This is a genomic window from Sphingomonas sp. 35-24ZXX, from assembly GCF_000786215.1.
Taxonomy (GTDB): domain Bacteria; phylum Pseudomonadota; class Alphaproteobacteria; order Sphingomonadales; family Sphingomonadaceae; genus Blastomonas.
The window spans coordinates 813,970-836,691 of record NZ_JROG01000003.1 but is presented as its reverse complement, the minus strand read 5'-3'; the positions used below and the strand labels follow the sequence as shown (position 1 = coordinate 836,691).

Here is a 22,722-nt window from a genome sequence, read left to right as displayed (position 1 = left end):
TCCAGTCATCGCCCCCCAACATTCCGATCTGCTGTCGGAATAGTCTCGGTTCCTTCCTGCGACGATGTGGTGTGATGCTTATCCGTTATCGGTGTACGCCCGCGTATCCTCCTGCTGGTGAATGAGTTTGTGCATCGGAACAAATCTGACGCCGACGCCGTCATAAATCTGGGTGATGGCGCTGCCGGCGACATAGCCGCGCGCCTCGTAGAACGGGACGCCCGGCAGCGTCGCCATCAGCTCGGCCGATGTGAACCCGGCGGCGACGGCTGCATCCTCGCAGGCCTGGAGCAGCACCGTGCCGACACCACGCCGCGCAAATTCGGGTGCAACGAAGAACGCGCGGATCTTGGCCGGGGCGACTGCGGGATCGACATAGCCTGATGCGCGCGCCGCGAAGCGGTCCGATCCGAACAGCGTCGCGCGCCGGCTCCAACCGCCGCATCCGGCCAGTCTGCCGTCGCTCTCGACGATCAGATAGGTGCCATCCTCGACGAGCTCGCTGTCCACCCCGAACACATGGGCAATCGCCGCCTCGGTCTCGGCCTCGCCATAATGGCCAATGCTGAGCTGGCGCGCCGAGGCTGCGATCAGCTGCTCCAGCACCGGAATGTCAGCGGGGGTTGCCGCCCGGATCCGCACGATCAGGCCACCGCACGGCGAGGCTCGGTCACGCTCCTGTCGGCCATCTGCTGGACCAGCGCGCTGACCCCGGCATGCGCGGATTGCAGCGCGCCTTCCTGCCAGCCCGGCGTCTGGCTGAGCGCCGCGCTGGAAAAGAAGATGCGGCCATCGGGCTGGTTGAGCAGGCGATAGGCAGGCGTGTCGGTAGCGGCATGCTCGCGCTGCCGCTGCCCCGGGTTCCAGTTGGGCCAGGGCCCCAGGCTGTAGGGCACCTTCTTCCAGTTCACCACCAGCGGCGCGCTGCAGTCTGCGCCATGGCCGGGGTGGACCTTGTCAATCGCGGCGCGTGCGATCGCGATCTGCTCGGCGATCGGGCGCCTGGCGAATTTCTTGCCCGGCTCGCCCGAGCTGTAGCAGCCCAGGATCATTCCGCGTTCGCTGTGCAGCCCCCAGGACGGGTACCAGATCAGGCTGGTCTCGCCGCCGACGAAGGTGAGGCCGCCATAGATCTGATCCTCCTCCCAGAACCGGGGGGCGTCGAACGCGACCTTGTTCGAATCCTCGTACACCACGCCTGCGATCGCGCTGGCCACCGGCTTTGCAAAATTGGCGTCGATCCCGGCCAGCACCGGGAAGGGGATGGTGCAGATGCAATAATCGGCCTTCAGCGTCTGCGCCTTGCCGGTGCGGGTGTCGACATAGGCAATCTCGACCGATTCCGGGCTTTGCCGGATGCGCTGGACATCGGCGTTGAGAATGGCGCGCTTTTTCAGGTTGCGCTCGATGCCCACCGAAATCTGGTCCATGCCGCCGACCGGCTGGAACATCGTGGCCTGCATGTAGAGATTGTCCTCGAAGCCCATCATCTGCAGCTGGTCGTTGGCCAGCAGATCGGCGAGCGGGACGGGCGCGGCTGCGCTTTCGAAGCTGGACACGCCCGCACCCGGGCCGGTGCCGAAGCCCGACCGCGTGGTGCCCTTGAACGTGTACTCGCCTTCCAGATCGCCGTAGAATTTGAGGAAAGGCAGCAGCTTGGCCTTTTCATCGACGCTCAATGCCTGGTCGAGCGCGCCCTGGTTGACCGCCTTGGCGAGCAGTTCGGAGATGTGCCCGCGCATGTCGTTGATCGCGGTGCGCATCCGCAGCTTGCTGCCGCTCTGGCTGACCAGATAGGCCGAGCGGCTGGAGTTGACCTCCACCTCCAGCGGCACGCCAAAGCGCTTGGCATAGCCCAGCACGCCCTGGTGGAAACTGGGCAGGCGGGCCGGGCCCGCGTTGAAATACAGGCCTTCGGAAAACCGCGCGGTCTGCGGTTCCTCGCCGACCATCTCGATGGTGTCGCCGTCGCGCACCGTCCAGGCCTTGCCGCCGACACGGCCGCGCGCCTCCAGCACCGTAACGGAAAAGCCCCGCTGTTCCAGCTCATAGGCGGCAACCAGTCCGGCAAAGCCTGCGCCCAGAACCACCACCGAGCGCCTGTTGCCCAAATCACCCGGCATCTGTGCCAGCGGGGCGGCATTTGCGACACCGAACCACCCCATCGACTGCATTGCGCCTGCGACGGCTGCAATGCCCCCTGCCGCACCAATGCGGTGCAGCATATGTCTGCGTGTTATCACCTGGTAATGCCCCCATTCAATCGATGCAGGCCTTTAGTCATCCATTCCCGGACAGCAGCCTTGGCTGCGCACACCGCGCCGAGCGCCCTCGTTCGGGTCGCGTTCTCAGCAGGATAGCGCAGTGGCTGATTTATGTTGCAGTGCAAAATAAACGCTTATTCCGGGACACGCGGATGGTGGCAAAAAGCCACGCCAACGCGCCCCAGATAACAACAAACTCGCGAATCTCAGCTGATTTTGAATAACAACATTGTTTTTGAAAGCTCGCAAGGGAAATATTGCGCTCGCGAAATTTTCTGGGTGCACTGCAGCATTATCAAGCGCTTGGCACCGTTTTCGGTCACTGGCGCGTCTGCGCCGTCTCGCGCGCCAGCGCAAAAAACCCCGCCAGCGCAGCAGACGGATGGCGCCGGTTGGGATAATATAGCGACAGCCCGGGAAAAGGCGGGGTCCAGTCTTCCAGCAGACGCACCAGCAGCCCGCTGGCGATAGCGTCGATCACGTCCTGTTCGAAGAAGAAGCCGATCCCGGTTCCGGCGAGCACCGCTGCGCGCGCCACTGCGCTTTCGTCGAGCGTCAGGGGCCCATCGACGTCGACCTGCACCGAATCCGGTCCCCGCTCGAAATGCCATCGGTACAGCGCTCCATCGGGCAGCCGCACGCGGATGCACCGATGCCGGAGAAGATCGCCGGGAACCTGCGGCAGCGAGCGCGTCGCCAGATACGCTGGGGACGCGACAACCGCAAAGCGCTGATGTTCCTCCAGCGGCAGCGCGATCATGTCACTGGGGACAAGGCTGGCAACCCGGACCCCCAGATCGAACCCTTCGGCAACGATGTCCACCATCCGGCCGTCGGTCACCAGATCGACATGGATGTCAGGGTAGCGCTGGGTATAGGCAATGATCAGGCTGGTCAGCCTCGATCGCGCGGCCAGCGGCGGCGCGTTGATGCGCAGCGTTCCGCTGGGTGTCTCGGCCTGCGACCGCACGATAGCCAGCGCCTCGCGCATGTCCTGCAACGAAGGGCCGAGGCGCTCGACGAAGACGCGGCCGGCATCGGTCAGCGCGACACTGCGCGTGGTCCGGTTGAACAGCCGGACGCCAAGCTCGCTCTCGATCCGGCCGATCAGGTGGCTGAGCGCCGTCGTCGACAGGCCAAGGTCGATCGCAGCCTTGCGGAACGACCCGCGCCGCGCGACGGCCAGCACCGCATCGAAATCCCGAAGCGCCAGATGGACCATTATCCTGAAACCTTCATGAGTTTATCCCGATATTGCCTTCTTATCGGGATAGTGCCGCTGCGCTAGATCAGAGGCAAGCCCCTCTTCAGGAGACCGACGATGCAACTGCCCGAGCCTATCCAGCGCTACTTCGATGTGGACCCCGACCAAGACGCAGCCGGTCTTGGAGCGGCCTTTGCTGCCGATGCCGTGGTCCGGGACGAGGGCAACAGCTATCGCGGCCTGAACGAGATCGAGGCCTGGTGGCGCGATGCCAGGCGCACCTATGATTTCAAGGCCGTGCCGTTCGAGCAACGCGAGATCGACGGCTTGGTCCAGGTGCGCGCGCTGGTGACCGGCAACTTTCCAGGCAGCCCGGCGACGCTGACCTATCGCTTCGCACTGGGGGGCGAGGGGATTGCGGCATTGGAGATCACGGCATGACCGGCTTTGTCTCGCTGACCGGCCAGCGCGCGGTGGTGACATCGGGAACGAAGGGGGCAGGCCGGGCCACCGTCGCGTTGCTGCGCGAACTGGGCGCCACCGTGCTCACCGTTGCGCGGCATCCGGCCGAGGGCGATGCGGACGCGCATTTCGTCGCCGCCGATCTGACGACGGCAGAGGGTTGCGCGGCGCTTGCCGATGCGGCGCGCACCCGGCTGGGCGGGGTCGACATCCTCGTTCAGATGCTGGGGGGATCCTCATCGACAGGGGGTGGCTTTGCCGCGCTGAACGACACGGACTGGGAGCGCGAACTGGCGCTCAACCTGTTGCCGGCCGTGCGGCTGGATCGCGCCCTGGTTCCTGCGATGGTGGAGCGCGGCAGCGGCGTGGTGGTGCATGTCTCCTCGATCCAGCGGTTGTTGCCCTTGCCCGAAGCGACCACCGCTTATGCTGCCGCCAAGGCGGCGCTCTCGACCTACAGCAAGAGCCTGTCGAAAGAGGTCGCACCGCGCGGGGTCAGGGTGGTGCGCGTGTCGCCGGGCTGGATCGAGACCGAAGCGTCGGTGGAACTGGCCCAGAGACTGGCTGCGCAGGCGGGAACCGATCTCGCCGGTGGCCGCGCCCTGATCATGCAGTCGCTGGGCGGCATCCCTCTGGGGCGTCCGGCAACGACCGGCGATGTCGCCAATCTGATCGCCTTTCTGGTGTCCGATCGGGCTGCCGCGATCACCGGCACCGAGCATCTCATCGACGGAGGCACCGTGCCGACGGTGTGAGGGATCGGCAGCAGGCGGGTGCTTGAACGCAGTATTTCCTATCGCCGCGCGCTGCGGCATAGGACAGGCAATGATCCGTTTCGAGCTGATGAGCATCACATTGCTGATATGCACCCTGCAGGGGCTGGTGCTGGCCTGGCTGCTCGCGCGCTCGCGGGTCAATCGCGTCGCCAACCGCTGGCTAGCGCTGCTGATTCTGGCGGTGGTGGCGCTGATCACGCCGTTCATCATCGGCTATGCCGGGTTCTATGGCCGGTGGCCGTGGCTGAGCTTTGCGCCATTGTCTTACACCCTGGCGTTCGGGCCTTTGGTGTATCTGTACACCGCCAGCCTCACCGGCCGCGCTCCGAGCCGGGTGTGGCCTCATTTCGCGCCCGTCGCGGTGCAGTTTGCAGCTTATGCCCTCGTGTTTCCGTTTCCGCTGGAAATGAAGAACCGCTGGGACAGCCTGGTGCATGCGCCGGTGATCGATCCGCTGCTTGAAGCTGCAACTTTGGCCAGCCTGGCCGGCTATGGCCTGGCATCGTGGCGCCGCTACCGGACCTATCGCCGGTGGCTGGACGACAACCGCACCGACGGCACCGATTTCGGCCCGGGATGGATCCGCAATTTCCTCGTCGCCTTGCTGGGCGTGGCGATCATCTGGGCCGGGTTCATGCTGGCCAAGGCGATGGATCCTGCGCGCGATTATGCCGATCAGTTCGGGCTCTATCTCGTGTTCTCGGCGCTGGTGCTGTACCTCGGCATCGCCGGATGGCGCTATGCCGCAACCCGGTTTCCGCTGCCTGCGCCGCCTGCCTCCCCCGAACTCGCGCCGCCGGGCAAGGACTGGACCGCGCAAGGTGCGCTCTGGCTCGCGCGCATGAAGGCAGAGCAGCTCTGGCGTGATCCCGATCTGACCCTGGCTGCGCTCGCCCGCATTCTGGGCACCAACACCAGCTATCTGTCGCGCGGCCTTGGCGCGGCATCGGGCGAGAATTTCAACGCCGTCGTCAACCGCTACCGGGTCGAGGAGGTCCAGCGGTTGCTGGCGAGCAGTGCCGAGGGCCGCGATCTGCTGACCCTGGCGTTCGAGGCCGGGTTCAACTCCAAGGCCAGCTTCAACCGCGCCTTTCGCGATCTGGCGGGGATGAGCCCCAGCGCCTGGCGTCTCAAATCACAAAAAAGCGTGAGCGGCTGAGCATTTGAGGCGCAGGCCCGGTCGGTGCCGGGCAGAGGGAAGGGGTTATCCCCTGCTGGAGTGATCCCCGATGCGAAGCCTGATTCTTGCCGCCACCACCTCGCTGCTCTGTTGTGCCGCACCCGTGCTGGCGGCCCCTTCCGCCCCCAGCTCGGCCCCGGCGGCCAGTAGTGCCAGCTCGCTCTATGCGCCGAGGCTGATCAGCGCCGAGGATGCCAGCAGGGACGTTGCGCTGCTGCGCCGCGCGCTGGAGACGGTGCACCCGGGGCTGTATCGCTATACGCCCAAGGCGCAGATCGATGCTGCGTTCGCACGGCTGGACGCCGCAGCATCGCAGCCGATCACCGAGCTGGCGCTGCATGCCGAGATCGCTCGGATGCTGGCGACGATCCATTGCGACCACAGCAAGGCGGAAGTGTCGGACACGCTGGCGGCCTTCCGCCGGACCCATGCCACGCACCTGCCGCTGCGCTTCCGGCTGATCGAGGGGCGGATGATCGTGCAGTCGAACGACGGGCAGCCGGGCGCGCCGCCCAGGGGCAGCGAGATTGTCGCGATCAACGGCATGCCGGTGCCGCAGCTGCTGCTCAAGCTGTCGGCGCTGGTGTCCTATGATGGCATCACCGATCATGCGATCGCCGCCAAGCTCGGCGACGACAGTGATCTGGCGGGCGACGACTTCAACGAATTTTATCCCTCGCTGTTTGGCTTTCCGGGGTCCTGGTCGATCGAATGGAAGCCGGTGGGCGCGCTGGAGCGGCAGACGGCGACCCTTGATCCCATCGCGTTTGCGGCCTGGACCGCGCTGGTGCCACCGGGCGCGAAATTTCGCGGCGACTTCTACAACAGCAACAGCTGGCGGATGAACGGCAAGCTGGCGCGGCTGCAGATCGACACCTTCGTCAACTATCGCAATCCGGTGCAGGCAAGTGCGTTCCTCGGCGGCTTCTTCGAGGCTATGCGCGAGGCGGGGACCGAGCATCTGATTTTGGACCTGCGCAACAATGGCGGGGGGTCCGAAGATGTGCCGGTAGCGCTGGGGCGCTATCTGATCGGCGCGCCATTCGTCTGGACCAAGCCGCTGCGCTACAAGGCGGTGCGCTATGGCGACCTGCCGCGCTATTTCGAGACCTGGGGCGATCCTGCCAGGCTTTACAACGCGCCGATGGACGCGTTCGAGCAGAGTGGCGATGGCTGGTACGACCGCAAGCCGATGATGGCGGGCACCAGCGTCACCGACAAGGATACGCAGCTGCAGCAGCAGCCCATCGGGCAGATGCGGTTCGGCGGGCGGCTGACGATCCTCAGCGGCCCGCGCATCGGCTCGGCAACCACGATGGCGATCGCGCAGCTGAAGGAAAAGGCGGGCGCCGAGGTCGTCGGCGAAGACAGCGGCGGCAGCGCCGAAGGCCCGACGGCGGGGCGCATCTTCCTGCTGAAGCTGCCCGCCAGCGGTCTCAAGGTGCGCATTCCCGAAGCGTGGAACCGCACCGCGATCAGCCGCTTCGATCCTGGCCTGGGGGTCAGCGCCGACCAGCTGGTGGTTCCGACGCTGGCGGATTTCGAGGATGGCCGTGACCGCGCGATCGACGTCGCACGCGGTGCCTTGCCCACGGTCGCCAATGTGGCGGCGCTCGCAGGTGGTGCTCTGGCCGGCGACTGGACCGGAACGCTCGACTATCGCGATTTCCGCAAGGACAGCCGGGCGACGCTGCCCACCTTGCTGCGCAGCGACGGCCGAACGCTCGACTGGACGTTCGACGACGGCCCCGGCAAGACGGTGCGCTCGTCCGAACGCTGGTCGTTCGATGCATCGGGTCAGGTGCTGACGATCCGCAACACCAAAGCGGGCAGCCCACCCGAAACCTGGCGGGTGGTCGAAGCGCGCGGCGCGGAGGACGGCATGTCGGTGACCATCGTGCTCGACGGACAAAGCAGCGAGAACGGCAGGCCCGTGTTGGCCCGCAAGATCCTCACCCGGCAAGGCGACCGGTTGCGGCTGACCAAGATGACCCGCGTCGCGGGCGAGCCGTTCCTGATGCGGCAGAGCTATGAGCTGCGCCGATAGCGGTTGGATCGGGCCCGGGGCTGGCACGCTGCACGCTCACCGGTGGTAATCACATTGGCGCATCCTATATCCCGGCGATGATACACGGGGGCAGCAGGGCAATGGCGCGACAGAGTGAGCAGGTGGTGGTGTGGTTCGATGGAGCCTGCCCGTTATGCCTGCGCGAAATCGGCCTGATGCGCAGGCTCGACCGGCGCAGTGCGATCCGCTTTGTCGATGTCGCGTCGCCCGAGAGCGTCTGCCCGATCGATCGCGGCGAACTGCTGGCGCGGTTCCATGCGCGCGAGGATGGCGTGATGCTCTCGGGTGCCGCAGCCTTTGCCGCGATGTGGCGCGCGATTCCCATGCTGCGTCCGCTGGGCCTGCTGGCACGCAACCGGCTGGTGCTGCGCGCGCTGGAGGCGCTGTATCTGCGCTTCCTCAAGGTCCGCCCGCACTTGCAGGCGCTGGCAGGGAAGGCAAGCCGATGAGCGCGCTGTTCGTCCCCACCCGCGCCGCCGGGCTGGAGCGGCTCGCACGCTTCGTCCCGCAGGCCGGCGCGCACTATGAGCGGGGCCGCAATACCGATCCAGGCCCGAGGGAGGCCACTGCAGTGTCGCAGCTCTCGCCGTGGCTGCGCTATCGCATGGTCAGCGAAGCCGAGGTCGCAGCGGCGGTGCTCGAACGGCATTCGCTGGCAGCGGCGGAAAAATATGTGCAGGAGGTGCTGTGGCGCACCTATTGGAAGGGCTGGCTGGAGATGCGCCCCGGCGTGTGGTCGCGGTTCCTCGCCGAACGCGACCGCCAGCGCGATGCCTGGACCTATCCCAAGGGACTGGCCGAGGCCGAAGAGGGCCGGACCGGGATCGAAGGCTTCGATGACTGGGCCCGCGAGCTGGTCGAGACCGGCTATCTGCACAACCATGCGCGGATGTGGTTCGCCTCGATCTGGATCTTCACGCTCAAGCTGCCCTGGGCGCTGGGTGCGGATTTCTTCCTGCGCCACCTGATCGACGCCGACGCCGCGAGCAATACCCTGTCATGGCGCTGGGTTGCGGGCCTGCAGACCGCCGGCAAGACCTATCTGGCGACGACCGAGAACATCGCGCGCTACACCAATGGCCGCTTCGCGCCCAAGGGGCTGGCCGTGCATGCCGAGCCGCTGACGGAACCGCCGCTGCCTACCGCTGCCGCCCTGCCCGAAATCGCACCGATCCCGCCGGGCGAGCCGGTGCTGCTGCTGGTGACGAGCGAGGACATGAATCCCGACGGAGCGCTATGGCGCGATGCCGAAATCCGATCGGTGCTCGTCGCCTCGGCCCCCGATCTGCTGTGGGGTGACAAGGCGCGGGGCTTCGTTGGCGCTGCGGCGCAGGATGCGGTGGTTCGGTCGGGCGATCTGAAGTCGGTACCGGTATCGCTGGCCGATCGGCTGGACGCAGCCACTTTGGTCGATGCAGCGCATGCCGCCGGTGTGCGGCAGATCGTCACACCTTATGCGCCCGTCGGTCCGGTGGCGGATGCGCTGGCGCGGATTGCTCCAAGCCTGCAGGACGAAGGCCTGAGCCTGACCAGCATTCAGCGCCCATGGGATGCGGCCTTCTGGCCGCATGCGCGCAAGGGGTTTTTCCCGTTCAAGCAGCACATGGCGCGGCTGCTTGAGGACATGGGCCTGACGCGGACCTGACCGAAGCCAGATCCGCGTTCCGGCATCAGTGATAGCGGCGCAGCAATCCGGCGAGCTTGCCCTGCACCTGAACCTCGTGCGGCGCATAATATTGCGGGGCATAGGCGGCGTTTGCCGGATCGAGGCGGATGCGGCCGTTCTCGCGGCGCAGGTACTTGAGCGTGGCTTCCTCGCCGCGCACCAATGCCACCACGATCTCGCCATCGCGCGCAGATTCGGTGCGCTTGATCAGCGCGAAATCGCCATCGAGAATGCCCGCCTCGACCATCGAGTCTCCCGATACTTCAAGCGCATAATGCTCTCCGCTGCCCAGCAGGGCGGCGGGGACGGGGAGGATTTCGGTGCCCTCGAACGCCTCGATTGGGGCGCCGGCGGCGATGCGGCCATGCAGCGGAATTTCGAGCACGTTGCTGTTCGCCGCTTCGGGCACCTGAACCTTGCGCACCGCATCCATGCTGACGATGTTGCTCTTCGCGGCGCTCGCCTTGGCGGCAGAGGCAGCGGCGAGTTCCTTGGCGCGCGGCTTGACGCTGGCCTCAGGCAATTTCAGGATTTCGAGCGCCCGCGCACGGTTGGGCAGACGGCGGATGAAGCCGCGTTCCTCGAGCGCACTGACCAGCCGGTGCACGCCCGACTTCGACTTGAGGTCGAGCGCCTCCTTCATTTCCTCGAACGAGGGTGAAATGCCGTTTTCCTCCAGACGGTCCTGGATGAAGCGGATCAGATCATGTTGTTTGCGGGTCAGCATGCGGAATGTTCCTTTCTGCGCCGATGGGTCGGCGGTCGAACGAATACGGAACAATTACGAAACAAAGCCGGTCAGGTCAAGACCTTGTGTCAAGCCGGTCGATCTAGCGCGATATAGTCGATCGGATCACCCGGTGCGGCTTCGGGGGCATGGGCGGGGCGCACGACCAGAGCATCGGCTGCATGCAGCGCGGCCAGCGCGCCGCTGTCCTGGTTGCCGATACGGTGCAGCGCGCCATCGGCGATCTGTGCGCGGACAAAGTCCTGCCGCGGGCCATTGGCGGGGAAGGGCATGCCTGCGACGCCTTGGGTGATATCGGGAAGAACATGCTGATATCCCAGCATTGTGCGTACCAGGGGGAGCAGCAGCAGCAGCGCGGTGACATAGGCCGAGACGGGATTGCCCGGCAGCCCCAGCACGATCGCCTTGCCCAAGGTGCCGACCATCACGGGTTTGCCGGGGCGCATCGCAATCCGCCAGAAATCGACCGTGCCACCGCTGTCGGCGAGCGCGGGCTGGATAAGGTCGTGATCGCCCACCGATGCGCCGCCGGTGGTGACGATGATGTCCGCGATGCTGTGTTCTTTCAGCGCGGCGGCGATGGTGGCGCGGTCATCGGGCAGCAGCGGCGGGATGGTCAGGTCCACCGGTAGCGCCGACAGCATCGATGCCAGCATGACGCCATTGCTCGCCGGGATATGCGCGGGCGAGGGCAGTGCTTCGCCCGGCGGGACGAGTTCATCGCCGGTGCTGATGATCGCGATCCGTGGGCGGGGATGCACCGATAGCCCGCCGTGCCCCGCCATTGCCGCCAGCGCGATCAGCCGCGCATCGATCGGTGAGCCTGCGTCGGCGATCAACGATCCTGCGGCGAAATCGTGCCCTGCGCGGCGAATATGCGCGCCGGGCGTGGCCGGACCATCGCCGGTGAGCGTCAGACGTTCGCCATCGCGCACGACATCTTCCTGCACCACCACGCAGTCCGCGCCATCGGGGATCATCGCGCCGGTGGAGATGCGTGCGGCCTCGCCGGGGCCGATGGATCCGGCAAACGGCCGTCCCGCCGCGCTCTCGCCGATCACCTGCCATGGGCCGGGAAGGTCGGCGCTGCGCACCGCATAGCCATCCATCGCGGAGAGATCGGCTGCGGGCTGGTCGCGCCGTGACGACAGCGCCTCGGCCAGCACCAGCCCGGTCGTCATGTGCAGCGGCAGCGTGATCGCGGGTCGGGCGGTGGCCAGCGCCAGCAGGCGCGTGCGGGCGTCGTCGAGCGAGATCAGCCCGCCGGCCATCAGGTCGCTGTCCAGTCGCCCGATTTGCCGCCGCTCTTCGCGAGCAGCCGGACAGGACCGATGACCATGCCCTTGTCCATCGCCTTGGCCATGTCGTAGATCGTCAGCAGCGCGACGCTGGCGGCGGTGAGCGCTTCCATCTCCACTCCGGTCTTGCCCGATGTGCGCACGCGCGTTTCAACGCGCACGCCGGTGTCGGCATAGTCGAAATCGACCGAAACGCTGCTGATCGGCAGCGGGTGGCACAAGGGAATGAGATTGCTGGTCTGCTTGGCGGCCATGATGCCCGCGATGCGGGCGGTGCCCAGCACATCGCCTTTCTTGATGTCGCCAGCGCGGATCGCGGCGATCACCTCGGGCGCCATGCTGATCATCCCCTCGGCCACAGCCTCGCGCATCGTGTCGGGCTTGGCGGAAACATCCACCATATGCGCCGCGCCCGAAGCGTCGAGATGGGTGAGGTCGCTCATCAGGTTGCTGACCCGGTGAGCAGCTGGCGCGTAGCCTGCGTGATATCGTCCTGCCGCATCAGCGATTCCCCGACCAGGAAGCTGCGCACGCCGTGCTGGCTCAGCTGCTGGCAGTCGTCGTGCGTGTAGATGCCGCTTTCCGAGACCGCGATATAGCCCTCGGGGATCAGCGTCACCAGGCGTTCGGTGGTGGCGATATCGGTCTCGAAGCTGCGCAGATCGCGGTTGTTGACGCCGATCAGCGGCGAGCGCAGCTTGAGCGCGCGCTCCAGCTCGCTTTCGTCATGCACTTCGATCAGCACATCCATGCCGAGGTCCAGCGCGGCGGTCTCGATATCGGCCATCGTCGCATCGTCCAGTGCGGCGACGATGATCAGCACCGCATCGGCGCCCAGCGCGCGGCTTTCGGCCACCTGCCAGACATCGACCATGAAGTCCTTGCGAAGGCAGGGCAGGTCGCAAGCGGCGCGCGCGGCGACGAGGAAATCGTCATGCCCCTGGAAATAGGGCACGTCGGTGAGCACCGAAAGGCAGGCCCCACCGCCCGCCTGATAGGCGGCGGCGTGCGCGGGCGGATCGAAATCGGCGCGGATGAGGCCCTTGGAGGGGCTGGCGCGCTTGATCTCGGCGATCAGGCCGAACCCGGTTTGCGACTTTTCCGCCAATGCCCGGGCAAAACCGCGCGGTGCGCTGGCCAATGCCGCACGCCGTTCCATCTCGGCGAGCGAGGCAAGGCCTTTGCGGCGTTCGACCTCGATTATCTTGACCGAGCAGATTTCTTCCAGCTTGTTCATGCGGCGGCCTTCGTAAACTCTATCCAGCAATTGAGCAGCGCATTGGCCAGCCCCTTGTCGAGCGCTTCGGCGGCTTCTTCCGCCCCCTCGGCAAGGCTTTCGACCTCGCCCGCGATCAGCAGCGCAGCGGCGGCATTGAGTAGCACCGCATCGCGGTACGGCCCGGTCTCGCCCTGCAGCAGGCGGCGAAGCGCGGCTGCGTTATATGCCGCATCGCCGCCACGGATCGCCTCGATCGGATGGTGCGGCAGGCCGGCGTCCTTCGCCGACCAGCGCTTCATGATCACGCCGTCCGCGCCGATATCGGCAACCTCGTTGCCGCCTGCCAGCGACAGCTCGTCGAGCCCCTCGTCACCCGAAACGATCAGCGAATGCTCGGTGCCCAGCATCTCGAGCGCCTCGGCATAGACATGGACATAGCCCGGGCGCGCGATGCCGATCAGCTGGCGCTTGACCCGCGCCGGATTGGCGAGCGGCCCCATCAGGTTGAAGATCGTGCGCTTGCCGATCTTCTGGCGGATCGGCTGGATGCGGCGCATCGCGGGATGGTGATTGACCGCGAACAGGAAGCAGATGCCGATCTCGGCGAGCGACTTTTCCGCAGACGCTCCAGCCGCGGTCATGTCGAGCCCGAGCGCTTCGAGCGTATCGGCCGCACCCGCCTTGGAGGAGGCAGCGCGGTTGCCATGCTTGGCGACCGGCACGTCGCAGGCCGCGACGACCAGCGAAACGGCGGTGGAGACGTTGAGGCTGTGGTGCCCGTCGCCACCGGTGCCGCAGACATCGATGGCGCCCTCGGGCGCGGCGATCGGGATCAACCGGTCGCGCAAGCCTTGCGCCGCCGCCGCGATCTCGATCGCGGTCTCGCCGCGGTCGGACAGGGCGACCAGGAAGTCTGCGATCGCCTCGTCGCTGACCGTGCCGTCGAGAATGGCGGCAAAGGCGTCTGCGGCGGCATCGCGGCTCAGCGGATGCGTGGTGTCGGGCAGCCGGGTCATGCTAGCAGGTCCGCGCGCATCGGCTTCACCTCAAGCCCGGCGATTTTCAGGAAATTGGCGAGCATCCGGTGGCCGTGTTCGGTCGCGATGCTTTCAGGATGAAACTGCACGCCGTGGATCGGCAGGCTTTCGTGGCGGAAGCCCATGACATGCGGCGTGCTGCCGTCGCTCACCGCGACGCGGGCGTTGACGATCATCTCGCGCGGCAGGCTCGCCTCGGGCACCACCAGAGAGTGGTAGCGCGTCGCGAGGAAGGGCGAGGGGAGGCCTGCAAAAAGTCCGGTATCGTCATGCTCCACCGGCGATGTCTTGCCGTGCATCAGCCCGCCGCGAATGACCTCGCCGCCAAAATACTGGCCGATCGACTGGTGCCCCAGGCACACGCCCAGCAAGGGCTTTCCGGCATCGGCGCAGGCTGCGACCAGATCGAGCGAAATCCCCGCCTCATTGGGCGTGCACGGCCCCGGCGAGATCAGAAACGCCTGCGCATTGGTCGCCAGCGCCTCGCGCGCAGTGAGCGCATCGTTGCGTTCCACGCGCACATCCGCGCCCAGCTCCATCAGGTAATGGACCAGGTTGTAGGTAAAGCTGTCGTAGTTATCGATGACGAGGATCACTGCCCGTACCCCGTTTCAATGGCGAGGCGAACGGCCTCGCGGGCGGCGGCGAAGAGAGCGCCTGCCTTGGCTTCGCATTCGCGCTGTTCATATTCGGGCACGCTGTCGGCGACAATGCCGGCACCGGCCTGGACGTGCATCGTGCCATCGCGGACGATCGCGGTGCGTAGCACGATGCAGCTGTCGACCGAGCCATCGGGCGCGAAATAGCCGACGCCGCCAGCATAGGCGCCGCGCGTTTCGGGCTCGAGCGAGGCGATCACTTCGCACGCGCGCACCTTGGGCGCGCCGCTGACGGTGCCCGCCGGGAAGCCCGCAAACAGCGCGTCGATAGCATCGCGGTTGTCGACCAGCTCGCCCACGACATTGCTGACGATGTGCATCACATGGCTGTACTGTTCGACGGTGAAGCTGTCGGTGACGCGCACCGTGCCTGCCTTGGCGACGCGGCCGACATCGTTGCGGCCCAGATCGAGCAGCATCTGGTGTTCGGCCAGTTCCTTGGGGTCGGCGAGCAGGCTGGTGCGGTTCTCGAGATCTTCCGCCGGGGTCTTGCCGCGCGGGCGGGTGCCGGCGATCGGGCGGATTGTGACCTCGCCATCGCGCACCCGCACCAGGATCTCCGGGCTCGACCCGATCAGCGCGAGGCCGGGAAGGTCGAGGAAATAGAGGAAGGGCGAGGGGTTTACCCGGCGCAGCGCGCGATAAAGCTCGATCGGCGGCAGCGTGAACGGCGCGGTGAACCTTTGCGCGAGCACGACCTGAAAGACGTCGCCCGCCTCGATATAGTCCTTGGCCTTGAGCACCATCTCGCCATAGCGGCCGGGCGGCAGCGTCGGCTGAGGGATCAGGGTTTCGGGATCGAGCGAGGCATCGCGCACGGGTGCAGGAAGCGGTGCCTGCAGCGCACGCTCGGCGGCATCCAGCCGTTCTTCGGCGGCGGCGATCGCCTTGTCGGCATCGATATCGCCGGCCCAGATCGGCGCGATCAGGAACAGTTCGTCCTTCAGCCGGTCGAAGATCAGCAGCACCGTGGGGCGCACGAACAGCATGTCGGGCAAGGCCAGTTCGGATTGCGGCGCGCGCGGCAGTTTCTCGACCAGCCCGATGGTTTCGTAACCGAAATAGCCGACCAGAAACGCCAGCGCCCGCGGTAGTTCGGACGGGACCTCCATCCGGCACCGCTCGGCGAGCGCGCGCAGAGCATCGAGCGAACCTGCCGCGCAGGGCGCGAAGGCGGCGCGGTCGCTGGTCCAGCGGGTATTGATCTCCGCCGCATCGCCCGAGGCGCGGAACACGAGATCGGGCGCAAGGCCGACAAAGCTGTGCCGTGCGCGCGTTTCGCCGCCCTCGACCGATTCGAGCAGGAAGTCGCCGCGCTCGGGCTCGATCAGCTTGAGCGCCGCCGACACCGGGGTTTCGGTGTCTGCAATGCGCCGCCGCCAGATCAGCGCCGACTGACCGTTAGCCAGCGCACGCGCGGCCTCGGCCCGATTGTGGCTCGCCGCCCCGGACATCAATTTTCCTGATTGCGGCCGGTGAGCTGGTCCTTGACGCGCTTGATCGCCTTGGGATTGCGCTGCACCTTGGCATCGGCCTTCATCGCCGCGATCAGCTGCTGGCCATATTCGTCGGCCACCACCTGGCCCAGCTGGGTCTGGGTGAGCGCGAGCAGCTGCGGCACCTTGCTGGCATCGCCGCGGTTGATCTTGGTCAGATGGACAACGAACCAGCCGGTCCGGTCGGGCCCCTCGAGAACCTTGGTGGTGCCTTCGGCCATGCTGAACAGCAGCGCCACCGGCGGCGGCACGCGGTCCTGCTGCTGCATGATCGTCTGGCGGTTGGTGGCGATCTGCTCGATACCGGGCAGCGGAACCGATGCACTGCTGACCGCCTTGGCGAGTGCTGCGGGGTTGCGCGCCTTGGCGATGCTGTCCGCGAGCGTCTTGGCAGCGGACAGGCCCTGCGCCAGCGCCCAGTCGCGCGCGACGCGATCGCGGATGCTGGCGAGCGGCGGCGGGGCGGCGCGCTTGATGTCCTGCACCTCGAACACGGCAAATTCCTTGCCCTGCTGCACTTCGACCAGCTGGGGTCCTGCGTCTTCCTCAAGCCCGAAGGCGATCGGCAGCATCGCCTGATACGCGCCGATCGGAGCGAAATCGGGCTTGCCGGGCGCCTGGCCATTGGCCAGCAGCTCGGGGCTGACCTGCAGCGTCAAGCCTTCATCCTTGGCGATGTCCGCAAGCGACGCGCCATCGGCAATGCGGTCTTCGAGGTTCGCGGTGAAATCAGAAACGGTCTGGCGCAGCTTGTCCTGTGCAATCTCGTTTTCCAGCAGGTTGCGGACCTGCGTGAGGCTGCGTCCGGCAATCGCGGCGATGCTGTCGACACGCACGACGTGCCAGCCGAGCGGCGAGCGCGCGGGCGTGGCGACCTTGCCCGATGCGGCGGCGAACACCGCATTGGCGACGGCGGACGACGCGGTCTCGGTCAGGTCTTCCTTCGATTGCAGGCCGAGGTCGATCGGCTCCAGCCCTGCTTCCTTGGCGGCAGTGGCCATGCTGGCGCCACCATTGATCTTGGCCGCGATGGCCTTGGCGGCGGCCTCGGTAGGCACGATCAGCTGTTCGACATCGCGCTTTTCGGTCGCGGCGAACTCGGCCGAGCGCTTCTTGTAGAGCGCGGCAATTTCGGCATCGCTGACCTTGACCTGGTCACGGAAGCTATCGGTCAGGAAGGTCGCATAGCGCAGCACGCGCCGCTCGGGGATGCGATAGCGCGCGGCGTTCCGGGTGAGGAAGGTCTGCAGCTGCGCCTGGGTCGGAGCGGTCTTCGGCGCGAACGCGGCGGAGGGAACGAAGGCGATCTGGCCTTCGCGGCCTTCCAGGATCAGCCCGGCATACGGCAGTGCCATCTGCTGCGAAAGCTTGGCGCCGAAGGTCGCGGGAATGGTCAGCTGGTCGCTGAGCAGCCCGCGCTGGATGTCGATACGAACCCGGGCCTCGGTCAGGCCCTGCTGCGCCAGCGCATTGCGGAACAGCGTCTCGTCAAACCGCCCATCCGCGCCCTTGAACGCCTGGATTCCGGCGATCTCGCTGTCGACCAGCCGCTTGCTGGCACCCAGGCCGATGCTGTCGGCAAAGGCTGCGGCGGCATAGCTGCCGACCATCTGTTCGAGGATGCCGTCGATACCGCCCTGGGCATCGAATGCGGCCATGTCGAGCTGCGGGTTCTGCTGGCGGACCTGACCAAAGGCATTGGTCACCGTGGTCGAAAACTCGCCGGTGCCGATCTCTTCTCCGCTGATTTCAGCGACGGCTTCGCTGCCCACACCGCCAAAGGTCGCACCGCCGGTGACGTCGGAAGCGGCAAAGGCGACGGCAATCAGCGCCAGGAAGATGAAGCTGACGGCAAGGCCGATCTTGGACTGGAAGAAGGAACGAATAAAGCTGATCATCGAAAAGTCCGCAATGCAGCCCCAGCCCGATAGCGGCCAGTGCCTTGTGAAAACGCGGGCTGGCTTTAGGGGGCTTTGCCGCCCGCTTCAACCCTTGCCAAGCGCGGGTCCGGCCATGGCTGGTCAAGCCAGTTGTGATTTGCTAGCCGCCCGCTCAACAGAACCAGAAAGCAAGGGGATCAAACCGGCATGGCGCAGCTTACATCGTATATCGTGGGCAACTGGAAGATGAACGGCAGCGCGGCCGATGTCGCGGTGCTGCGCGCGATCGCGGATGCAGCGGCGGGCAATGAAGGCGTCGATGTCGGCATCTGCCCGCCTGCCACGCTGATCGCCGCTTTCGCCGGTGCTTCCGGGCCGGTGCACATTGGTGCGCAGGATTGCCACGCCAAGGCATCTGGCGCGCACACCGGCAATCTTTCGGCTGCGATGATCCGCGAGGCAGGCGCGACTTATTCGATCATCGGCCATTCCGAGCGCCGCGCCGACCAGGGCGAGACCGACGCCGATGTCAACGCCAAGGCCGAGGCGCTGCACGCCGCCGGCATGGGAGCGATCCTGTGCGTTGGCGAGACTCTCGACGAGCGCGACTCCGGCAATGCCATTCCCATCGTCACGGCGCAGCTGGCGGCATCCCTGCCTGCCTCTGCGACGGGCGACTGGCTGTCGGTGGCTTATGAACCGGTCTGGGCGATCGGCACGGGCCGGGTTCCGGTGTCGGACGATATCGCCGCGATGCATGCCGCGCTGCGCGCAACCCTGGTCGAAAAGCTGGGCGAGGCGGGCAAGGGCGTGCGCATTCTCTATGGCGGCTCGGTCAATGCCGGCAATGCCGCCGAAATCTTGGCGCTGGCCGATGTCGGCGGGGCGCTGGTCGGCGGTGCCAGCCTGAAGGCGGAAACCTTCGTTCCGATCATCGAAGCTGCGCCGCGCTGAACCACCGCTGCCGCACACTGTCCAGCGTTCCACCGCGCCGGTTGCGCTGGCGGGGCGCAATCGCTATGTGCGCGGCAACTTGAAGTCTTATTGCTGGGTCTGACCATACATGTCGTCGATTTTCCTGTTCATCACCATCGTGCAGACGCTGATTGCGGCGGCTCTGGTGGGTGTCATCCTGATGCAGCGTTCCGAAGGTGGTGCGCTGGGCGTGGGGGGCAGCCCCAACGGCCTGATGTCGGCCCGCGGCGCAGGTGACCTGCTCACCCGGACCACGGCGGTGCTGGCGACCTTGTTCGTGCTGCTCAGCATCGTGCTGGCGGTGATGGCGGCGAACATGCATTCGACCGGCGACATCGATACCTCGCTCCAGCGCGGTGCCGCGGCGCCGATCACCGATCCGCTGACCGCTCCTGCGCCCGCGACTCCGGGCATGCCGGCATCGGGCGATCCGCTGTCTGCAGCGGGCGCGCAGACCGGTGCGCCGGCAACGCAAGCTCCGGCGCCTGCGGCTCCGGCAGGCGATGCCGCACCAGCTGGCGAGGCTCCTGCCGCCAACTGATCATGCCGGCCGTGTCGTACGGCCTGTTCACAGTTTTTTGTTTTCCCTGCGGATTCGCGCGCTTGTCAGCCTTGCGCGTGAACGGCTAACGAGTTGGTCCCATGGCGCGTTATATTTTCATCACCGGCGGCGTGGTTTCCTCCCTTGGCAAAGGCCTGATGGCCGCCAGCCTTGGCGCGCTGCTGCAGGCGCGCGGGTTCCGCGTGCGCATCCGCAAGTTCGATCCGTATCTCAACGTCGATCCGGGCACGATGTCGCCCTATCAGCACGGCGAGGTCTATGTGACCGATGATGGCGCGGAGACTGATCTCGACCTTGGCCATTACGAACGCTTTACCGGCGTCTCGGCGCGCCAGTCGGACAATGTCACCTCGGGCCGCATCTACCAGACGATCATCCAGCGCGAGCGGCGCGGCGATTATCTCGGTGCGACCGTGCAGGTCATCCCGCACGTCACCGACGCGATCAAGGAATTCGCACAGGCCGAGACCGAAGACCTCGATTTCGTATTGTGCGAGATCGGCGGAACCGTCGGCGATATCGAAAGCCTGCCGTTCATCGAGGCGATCCGCCAGCTGCGCAACGAGATCGGCCGCGAGAACACCGTCTTCGTCCATGTGACCCTAGTGCCCTATATTGCAGCCGCAGGCGAGCTGAAGACCAAGCCGACGCAGCACAGCGTGCGCGAGTTGACGTCGCTTGGAATCCAGCCCGACATTCTGCTGTGCCGCTGCGAGCATCCTCTGCCCGAATCGGACCGCGCGAAAATCGCGCAGTTCTGCAACGTTCGCAAGGAAGCGGTCATCCCGGCGCTCGATGCCAAGAGCATCTATGCCGTGCCGACCCAATATCACGCCGAAGGCCTGGACCGCGAAGTGCTGCGCGCATTCGGGATCGAGGATGCGCCCGCGCCCAACCTGTCGCGCTGGCACGACATCATGGAGCGGCACGAGCACCCAGAGGGCGAAGTGACGATCGGCGTCGTCGGCAAATATGTCGGCCTGCAGGATGCCTACAAGTCGCTGCACGAGGCGCTGGTGCATGGTGGCCTCGCCAACCGGGTCAAGGTGCATGTCAAATGGCTCGATGCCGAGCTGTTCGAGAAGCTGCCCGATGACGAGCTTGCCGCGGTGCTCGAGCCGATGCACGGCATTCTGGTTCCCGGCGGCTTCGGCGAGCGCGGCAGCGAAGGCAAGATTCTCTCCGTGCGCTTCGCGCGTGAACGCAACGTGCCGTTCTTCGGCATCTGCCTGGGTATGCAGATGGCGTGCATCGAGGCGGCCCGCAACACATCGGGCATTGCAGCGGCATCGACCACCGAATTCGGCGAAACCGCAGAGCCCATCGTCGGCCTGATCACCGAATGGATGGGCGAATCCGGCCTGCAGAAGCGGAGCGCCGAGGGCGATCTGGGTGGCACGATGCGCCTGGGCGCGTTCCCCGCCAAGCTGTCCGGAAACAGCCGGGTGCGCGGCATCTATGGCAGCGATACGATCAGCGAGCGGCATCGCCATCGCTACGAGGTCAACACCGCCTATCACGACCGCCTGGAACAGGGCGGTCTGGTCTTCTCCGGAATGTCCCCCGATGGCGTGCTGCCCGAAATCGTCGAGCGGCCCGATCACAGCTGGTTCGTCGGGGTGCAATATCATCCCGAGCTCAAGAGCAAGCCGTTCGATCCGCATCCGCTGTTCGCAAGCTTCATCGAAGCGGCCGTCGCGCAGAGCCGGCTGGTCTGAGCTCGGGTCCGATCGGGCCAGCCTATGTTACCCCCTTTTTAAGGGGGTTAATGTCTGAAAGCGTTTTGACAGCCTGGGATTAACCGAAGCGGGCCAAGCCAGCGTTCTGCCACGATTTTCTCGCGCTTCGCCCCAATTTACCACACCGCCTTACCCGAAATTTACTCTAAGTGACATTGTTGTGCGCTGGCGCACAGCGGCGTAAAGCGATTCGTGGAAATACAGACCTGTCGGCGGGTACAGGGCGGCTGAAGCAAAATTGCTCAGGCGGGGCCCAGGCCGACAGAAAGGAAGGGATAGGGGGCGATCATGCACGCGAATGAGCTTGCCGAGTTGTTGGCCAGCCACAGCCTGTTTGCAGATTGCGAAACCGACGAACTGTCCGACATCATCCTGCGCGGTCATTTTGTCCGCTACCGCAAGGGGCAGGAGCTGATGGGGCAGGGCGATGATGGCGACAACCTGCTGATCATCCTCACCGGCTTTGCCCGGGTGAGCATGGTGGCGAGCAACGGGCACGAGATCGTGCTCGATTATGCCGAGCCAGGCTATGTCATCGGCGAGATCGCATTTCTGGACGGCGGACCGCGCACGGCGTCGATCGAGGCACTGACCGAACTGACGGCGCTGTCGCTGTCGCGGCCGGCCTTCGAGGAAATTGCCGAGCGGCATGTGGCGATGCCGCGGCGGATGCTGCGGGTGATGGCCAAGCGGCTGCGGCAGGCGAACGACGTGATCGAGGCAGACCGAGCCTTCACCTCCGGGCCCAGGCTGGCGCGCTATCTGCTGCGCCTGATGGTCTCGGGCGCGAACGAGGGCAAGCTGAAGCTGGACCTGAGCCAGAGCGAGCTTGGCACGTTCGCGGGATTGTCACGAGAACAGATTAATCGGCAACTGTCAGCCTGGTCCGATGCCGGGTTGATCGAGCTGGAGCAGGGCAGGGTCAAGATTATCGACCGCGAGACATTGCTGGAGATATCCGAGGCCGCCTGAGCCACGACACGAGTTTTCAAGTTTTCCGGGGCTGGGCAAGGTTAATGCGACCCGGCCGAACCTGGCCCCGGAGAAAACCCCGCGCCCCCGGCGGCGCGGGGTCACCAGTTTCCCATTTTTTCCGGCGGCAGGTGCGGTAAATGCGACCCGGCCAATCCTGCCACCGGGAAAAGCAGCGTCCAGAGCGGGCGCGGAGGGCGGATCCGCAAGGGTCCGCCCTCTTCTGTTTTGGCCAATTATTCCAAATGATGCAGAGTTGCGGTTTCTTGGCCTCTCCCTTGATGGGAGAGGCAGTGAGAATTGGGGGCATTGCCACCTAGTCGCAGCGGTGAGGGTGATGGCACGGCCGGATGCTACCACAACGCTGCCATGAACCCCCCTAACGCGCTGGAGAGATCACCCCCGCCCAACCCTCCCCCATCGAGGGGGAGGGCTTTTAAGCGCCTGCCCGCGGGAATGGACACGGCAGCGCCCAACGAAAAAGGGTGGGCCGTTGCCGACCCACCCCGTTCGTCTT

General features: G+C 65.8%; 21 protein-coding genes. 10 read left to right on the top strand and 11 right to left on the bottom strand.

Features of this window, described 5'->3' with window-relative positions; translation table 11 throughout:
* Positions 1-78: 78 nt before the first annotated feature.
* The 3 genes from LI72_RS06600 to LI72_RS06590 form a co-directional block, all read right to left on the bottom strand.
* Positions 79-642 carry a GNAT family N-acetyltransferase gene (locus LI72_RS06600; protein ID WP_052129558.1) on the bottom strand — a complete coding sequence of 188 codons (564 nt, stop codon included), beginning with the start codon at positions 640-642 and terminating at the stop codon, positions 79-81.
* 2 nt (positions 643-644) lie between these two features.
* On the bottom strand, positions 645-2,243 hold the full coding sequence (locus tag LI72_RS06595; RefSeq protein ID WP_231562381.1) for a flavin monoamine oxidase family protein: 1,599 nt from the start codon (positions 2,241-2,243) through the stop codon (positions 645-647).
* 340 nt (positions 2,244-2,583) lie between these two features.
* On the bottom strand, positions 2,584-3,486 hold the full coding sequence (locus LI72_RS06590; RefSeq protein ID WP_033924963.1) for a LysR family transcriptional regulator: 903 nt from the start codon (positions 3,484-3,486) through the stop codon (positions 2,584-2,586).
* Between the two features lie 99 nt (positions 3,487-3,585).
* Between LI72_RS06590 and LI72_RS06585 the strand changes: the two genes are divergently transcribed.
* The 6 genes from LI72_RS06585 to LI72_RS06560 all read left to right on the top strand — a co-directional run bounded on the left by LI72_RS06585 (position 3,586) and on the right by LI72_RS06560 (position 9,599).
* Positions 3,586-3,909, top strand: coding sequence for a nuclear transport factor 2 family protein (locus LI72_RS06585; RefSeq protein WP_033924962.1), 324 nt, complete (start codon positions 3,586-3,588; stop codon positions 3,907-3,909).
* A complete protein-coding gene (locus LI72_RS06580; protein ID WP_033924961.1) occupies positions 3,906-4,685 on the top strand; it encodes an SDR family oxidoreductase in 780 nt (259 codons plus the stop codon). The genes LI72_RS06585 and LI72_RS06580 overlap by 4 nt, the downstream gene beginning before the upstream one ends.
* A 70-nt stretch (positions 4,686-4,755) precedes the next feature.
* On the top strand, positions 4,756-5,865 hold the full coding sequence (locus tag LI72_RS06575) for a helix-turn-helix domain-containing protein (protein WP_052129557.1): 1,110 nt from the start codon (positions 4,756-4,758) through the stop codon (positions 5,863-5,865).
* A gap of 70 nt (positions 5,866-5,935) precedes the next feature.
* Positions 5,936-7,933 carry a S41 family peptidase gene (locus LI72_RS06570; RefSeq protein ID WP_033924960.1) on the top strand — a complete coding sequence of 666 codons (1,998 nt, stop codon included), beginning with the start codon at positions 5,936-5,938 and terminating at the stop codon, positions 7,931-7,933.
* Positions 7,934-8,034: 101 nt separating this feature from the next.
* Positions 8,035-8,403 (top strand): thiol-disulfide oxidoreductase DCC family protein, encoded by a 369-nt coding sequence (locus LI72_RS06565; RefSeq protein WP_033924959.1) that lies wholly within the window; start codon positions 8,035-8,037, stop codon positions 8,401-8,403.
* A complete protein-coding gene (locus tag LI72_RS06560; RefSeq protein ID WP_033924958.1) occupies positions 8,400-9,599 on the top strand; it encodes an FAD-binding domain-containing protein in 1,200 nt (399 codons plus the stop codon). Before LI72_RS06565 ends, LI72_RS06560 begins: the two co-directional genes overlap by 4 nt.
* A gap of 25 nt (positions 9,600-9,624) precedes the next feature.
* On the opposite strand, the gene lexA is transcribed toward LI72_RS06560, so the two are convergent.
* From lexA to LI72_RS06520, 8 genes are all read right to left on the bottom strand, one after another.
* Positions 9,625-10,347 (bottom strand): transcriptional repressor LexA, encoded by a 723-nt coding sequence (lexA, locus tag LI72_RS06555; protein WP_033924957.1) that lies wholly within the window; start codon positions 10,345-10,347, stop codon positions 9,625-9,627.
* An 89-nt stretch (positions 10,348-10,436) separates the two neighbouring features.
* Positions 10,437-11,639, bottom strand: a complete 1,203-nt coding sequence (locus LI72_RS06550) for a molybdopterin molybdotransferase MoeA (RefSeq protein WP_033924956.1) — start codon at positions 11,637-11,639, stop codon at positions 10,437-10,439.
* Complete coding sequence (gene moaC / locus LI72_RS06545) at positions 11,639-12,109, bottom strand: cyclic pyranopterin monophosphate synthase MoaC (protein ID WP_033924955.1); 471 nt, start codon at positions 12,107-12,109, stop codon at positions 11,639-11,641. Before moaC ends, LI72_RS06550 begins: the two co-directional genes overlap by 1 nt.
* Positions 12,109-12,903: an indole-3-glycerol phosphate synthase TrpC gene (gene trpC, locus LI72_RS06540; protein WP_033924954.1), complete on the bottom strand. Its 795-nt coding sequence runs from the start codon at positions 12,901-12,903 to the stop codon at positions 12,109-12,111. Before trpC ends, moaC begins: the two co-directional genes overlap by 1 nt.
* Positions 12,900-13,901 carry an anthranilate phosphoribosyltransferase gene (gene trpD / locus LI72_RS06535; RefSeq protein WP_033924953.1) on the bottom strand — a complete coding sequence of 334 codons (1,002 nt, stop codon included), beginning with the start codon at positions 13,899-13,901 and terminating at the stop codon, positions 12,900-12,902. Before trpD ends, trpC begins: the two co-directional genes overlap by 4 nt.
* Positions 13,898-14,518, bottom strand: a complete 621-nt coding sequence (locus LI72_RS06530) for an anthranilate synthase component II (RefSeq protein WP_033924952.1) — start codon at positions 14,516-14,518, stop codon at positions 13,898-13,900. The genes trpD and LI72_RS06530 overlap by 4 nt, the downstream gene beginning before the upstream one ends.
* The gene (gene trpE / locus LI72_RS06525) at positions 14,515-16,035 is read right to left on the bottom strand and encodes an anthranilate synthase component I (RefSeq protein ID WP_033924951.1); all 1,521 of its coding nucleotides are present in this window, start codon (positions 16,033-16,035) and stop codon (positions 14,515-14,517) included. Before trpE ends, LI72_RS06530 begins: the two co-directional genes overlap by 4 nt.
* Positions 16,035-17,975 carry a peptidylprolyl isomerase gene (locus LI72_RS06520; protein ID WP_033924950.1) on the bottom strand — a complete coding sequence of 647 codons (1,941 nt, stop codon included), beginning with the start codon at positions 17,973-17,975 and terminating at the stop codon, positions 16,035-16,037. Before LI72_RS06520 ends, trpE begins: the two co-directional genes overlap by 1 nt.
* A gap of 189 nt (positions 17,976-18,164) precedes the next feature.
* Between LI72_RS06520 and tpiA the strand changes: the two genes are divergently transcribed.
* The 4 genes from tpiA to LI72_RS06500 all read left to right on the top strand — a co-directional run bounded on the left by tpiA (position 18,165) and on the right by LI72_RS06500 (position 22,205).
* Complete coding sequence (gene tpiA, locus LI72_RS06515) at positions 18,165-18,911, top strand: triose-phosphate isomerase (protein WP_033924949.1); 747 nt, start codon at positions 18,165-18,167, stop codon at positions 18,909-18,911.
* Between the two features lie 118 nt (positions 18,912-19,029).
* Positions 19,030-19,473, top strand: coding sequence for a preprotein translocase subunit SecG (gene secG / locus LI72_RS06510; protein ID WP_033925385.1), 444 nt, complete (start codon positions 19,030-19,032; stop codon positions 19,471-19,473).
* Between the two features lie 101 nt (positions 19,474-19,574).
* Positions 19,575-21,212, top strand: a complete 1,638-nt coding sequence (locus tag LI72_RS06505; RefSeq protein WP_033924948.1) for a CTP synthase — start codon at positions 19,575-19,577, stop codon at positions 21,210-21,212.
* A 309-nt stretch (positions 21,213-21,521) separates the two neighbouring features.
* Positions 21,522-22,205 (top strand): Crp/Fnr family transcriptional regulator, encoded by a 684-nt coding sequence (locus LI72_RS06500; protein WP_033924947.1) that lies wholly within the window; start codon positions 21,522-21,524, stop codon positions 22,203-22,205.
* Positions 22,206-22,722 lie beyond the last annotated feature (517 nt).

Excerpts from the sequence above, each read along its gene's own strand:
- LI72_RS06520 (WP_033924950.1), bottom strand. The coding sequence starts at position 17,975 with ATGATCAGCTTTATTCGTTCCTTCTTCCAGTCCAAGATCGGCCTTGCC.
- lexA (WP_033924957.1), bottom strand. The coding sequence starts at position 10,347 with ATGCTGACCCGCAAACAACATGATCTGATCCGCTTCATCCAGGACCGT.
- LI72_RS06505 (WP_033924948.1), top strand. The coding sequence starts at position 19,575 with ATGGCGCGTTATATTTTCATCACCGGCGGCGTGGTTTCCTCCCTTGGC.
- moaC (WP_033924955.1), bottom strand. The coding sequence starts at position 12,109 with ATGAGCGACCTCACCCATCTCGACGCTTCGGGCGCGGCGCATATGGTG.
- tpiA (WP_033924949.1), top strand. The coding sequence starts at position 18,165 with ATGGCGCAGCTTACATCGTATATCGTGGGCAACTGGAAGATGAACGGC.
- LI72_RS06575 (WP_052129557.1), top strand. The coding sequence starts at position 4,756 with ATGATCCGTTTCGAGCTGATGAGCATCACATTGCTGATATGCACCCTG.
- trpC (WP_033924954.1), bottom strand. The coding sequence starts at position 12,903 with ATGAACAAGCTGGAAGAAATCTGCTCGGTCAAGATAATCGAGGTCGAA.
- LI72_RS06560 (WP_033924958.1), top strand. The coding sequence starts at position 8,400 with ATGAGCGCGCTGTTCGTCCCCACCCGCGCCGCCGGGCTGGAGCGGCTC.
- trpE (WP_033924951.1), bottom strand. The coding sequence starts at position 16,035 with ATGTCCGGGGCGGCGAGCCACAATCGGGCCGAGGCCGCGCGTGCGCTG.
- LI72_RS06565 (WP_033924959.1), top strand. The coding sequence starts at position 8,035 with ATGGCGCGACAGAGTGAGCAGGTGGTGGTGTGGTTCGATGGAGCCTGC.
- LI72_RS06550 (WP_033924956.1), bottom strand. The coding sequence starts at position 11,639 with ATGGCCGGCGGGCTGATCTCGCTCGACGACGCCCGCACGCGCCTGCTG.
- LI72_RS06580 (WP_033924961.1), top strand. The coding sequence starts at position 3,906 with ATGACCGGCTTTGTCTCGCTGACCGGCCAGCGCGCGGTGGTGACATCG.
- LI72_RS06500 (WP_033924947.1), top strand. The coding sequence starts at position 21,522 with ATGCACGCGAATGAGCTTGCCGAGTTGTTGGCCAGCCACAGCCTGTTT.
- trpD (WP_033924953.1), bottom strand. The coding sequence starts at position 13,901 with ATGACCCGGCTGCCCGACACCACGCATCCGCTGAGCCGCGATGCCGCC.
- LI72_RS06570 (WP_033924960.1), top strand. The coding sequence starts at position 5,936 with ATGCGAAGCCTGATTCTTGCCGCCACCACCTCGCTGCTCTGTTGTGCC.
- LI72_RS06590 (WP_033924963.1), bottom strand. The coding sequence starts at position 3,486 with ATGGTCCATCTGGCGCTTCGGGATTTCGATGCGGTGCTGGCCGTCGCG.
- LI72_RS06585 (WP_033924962.1), top strand. The coding sequence starts at position 3,586 with ATGCAACTGCCCGAGCCTATCCAGCGCTACTTCGATGTGGACCCCGAC.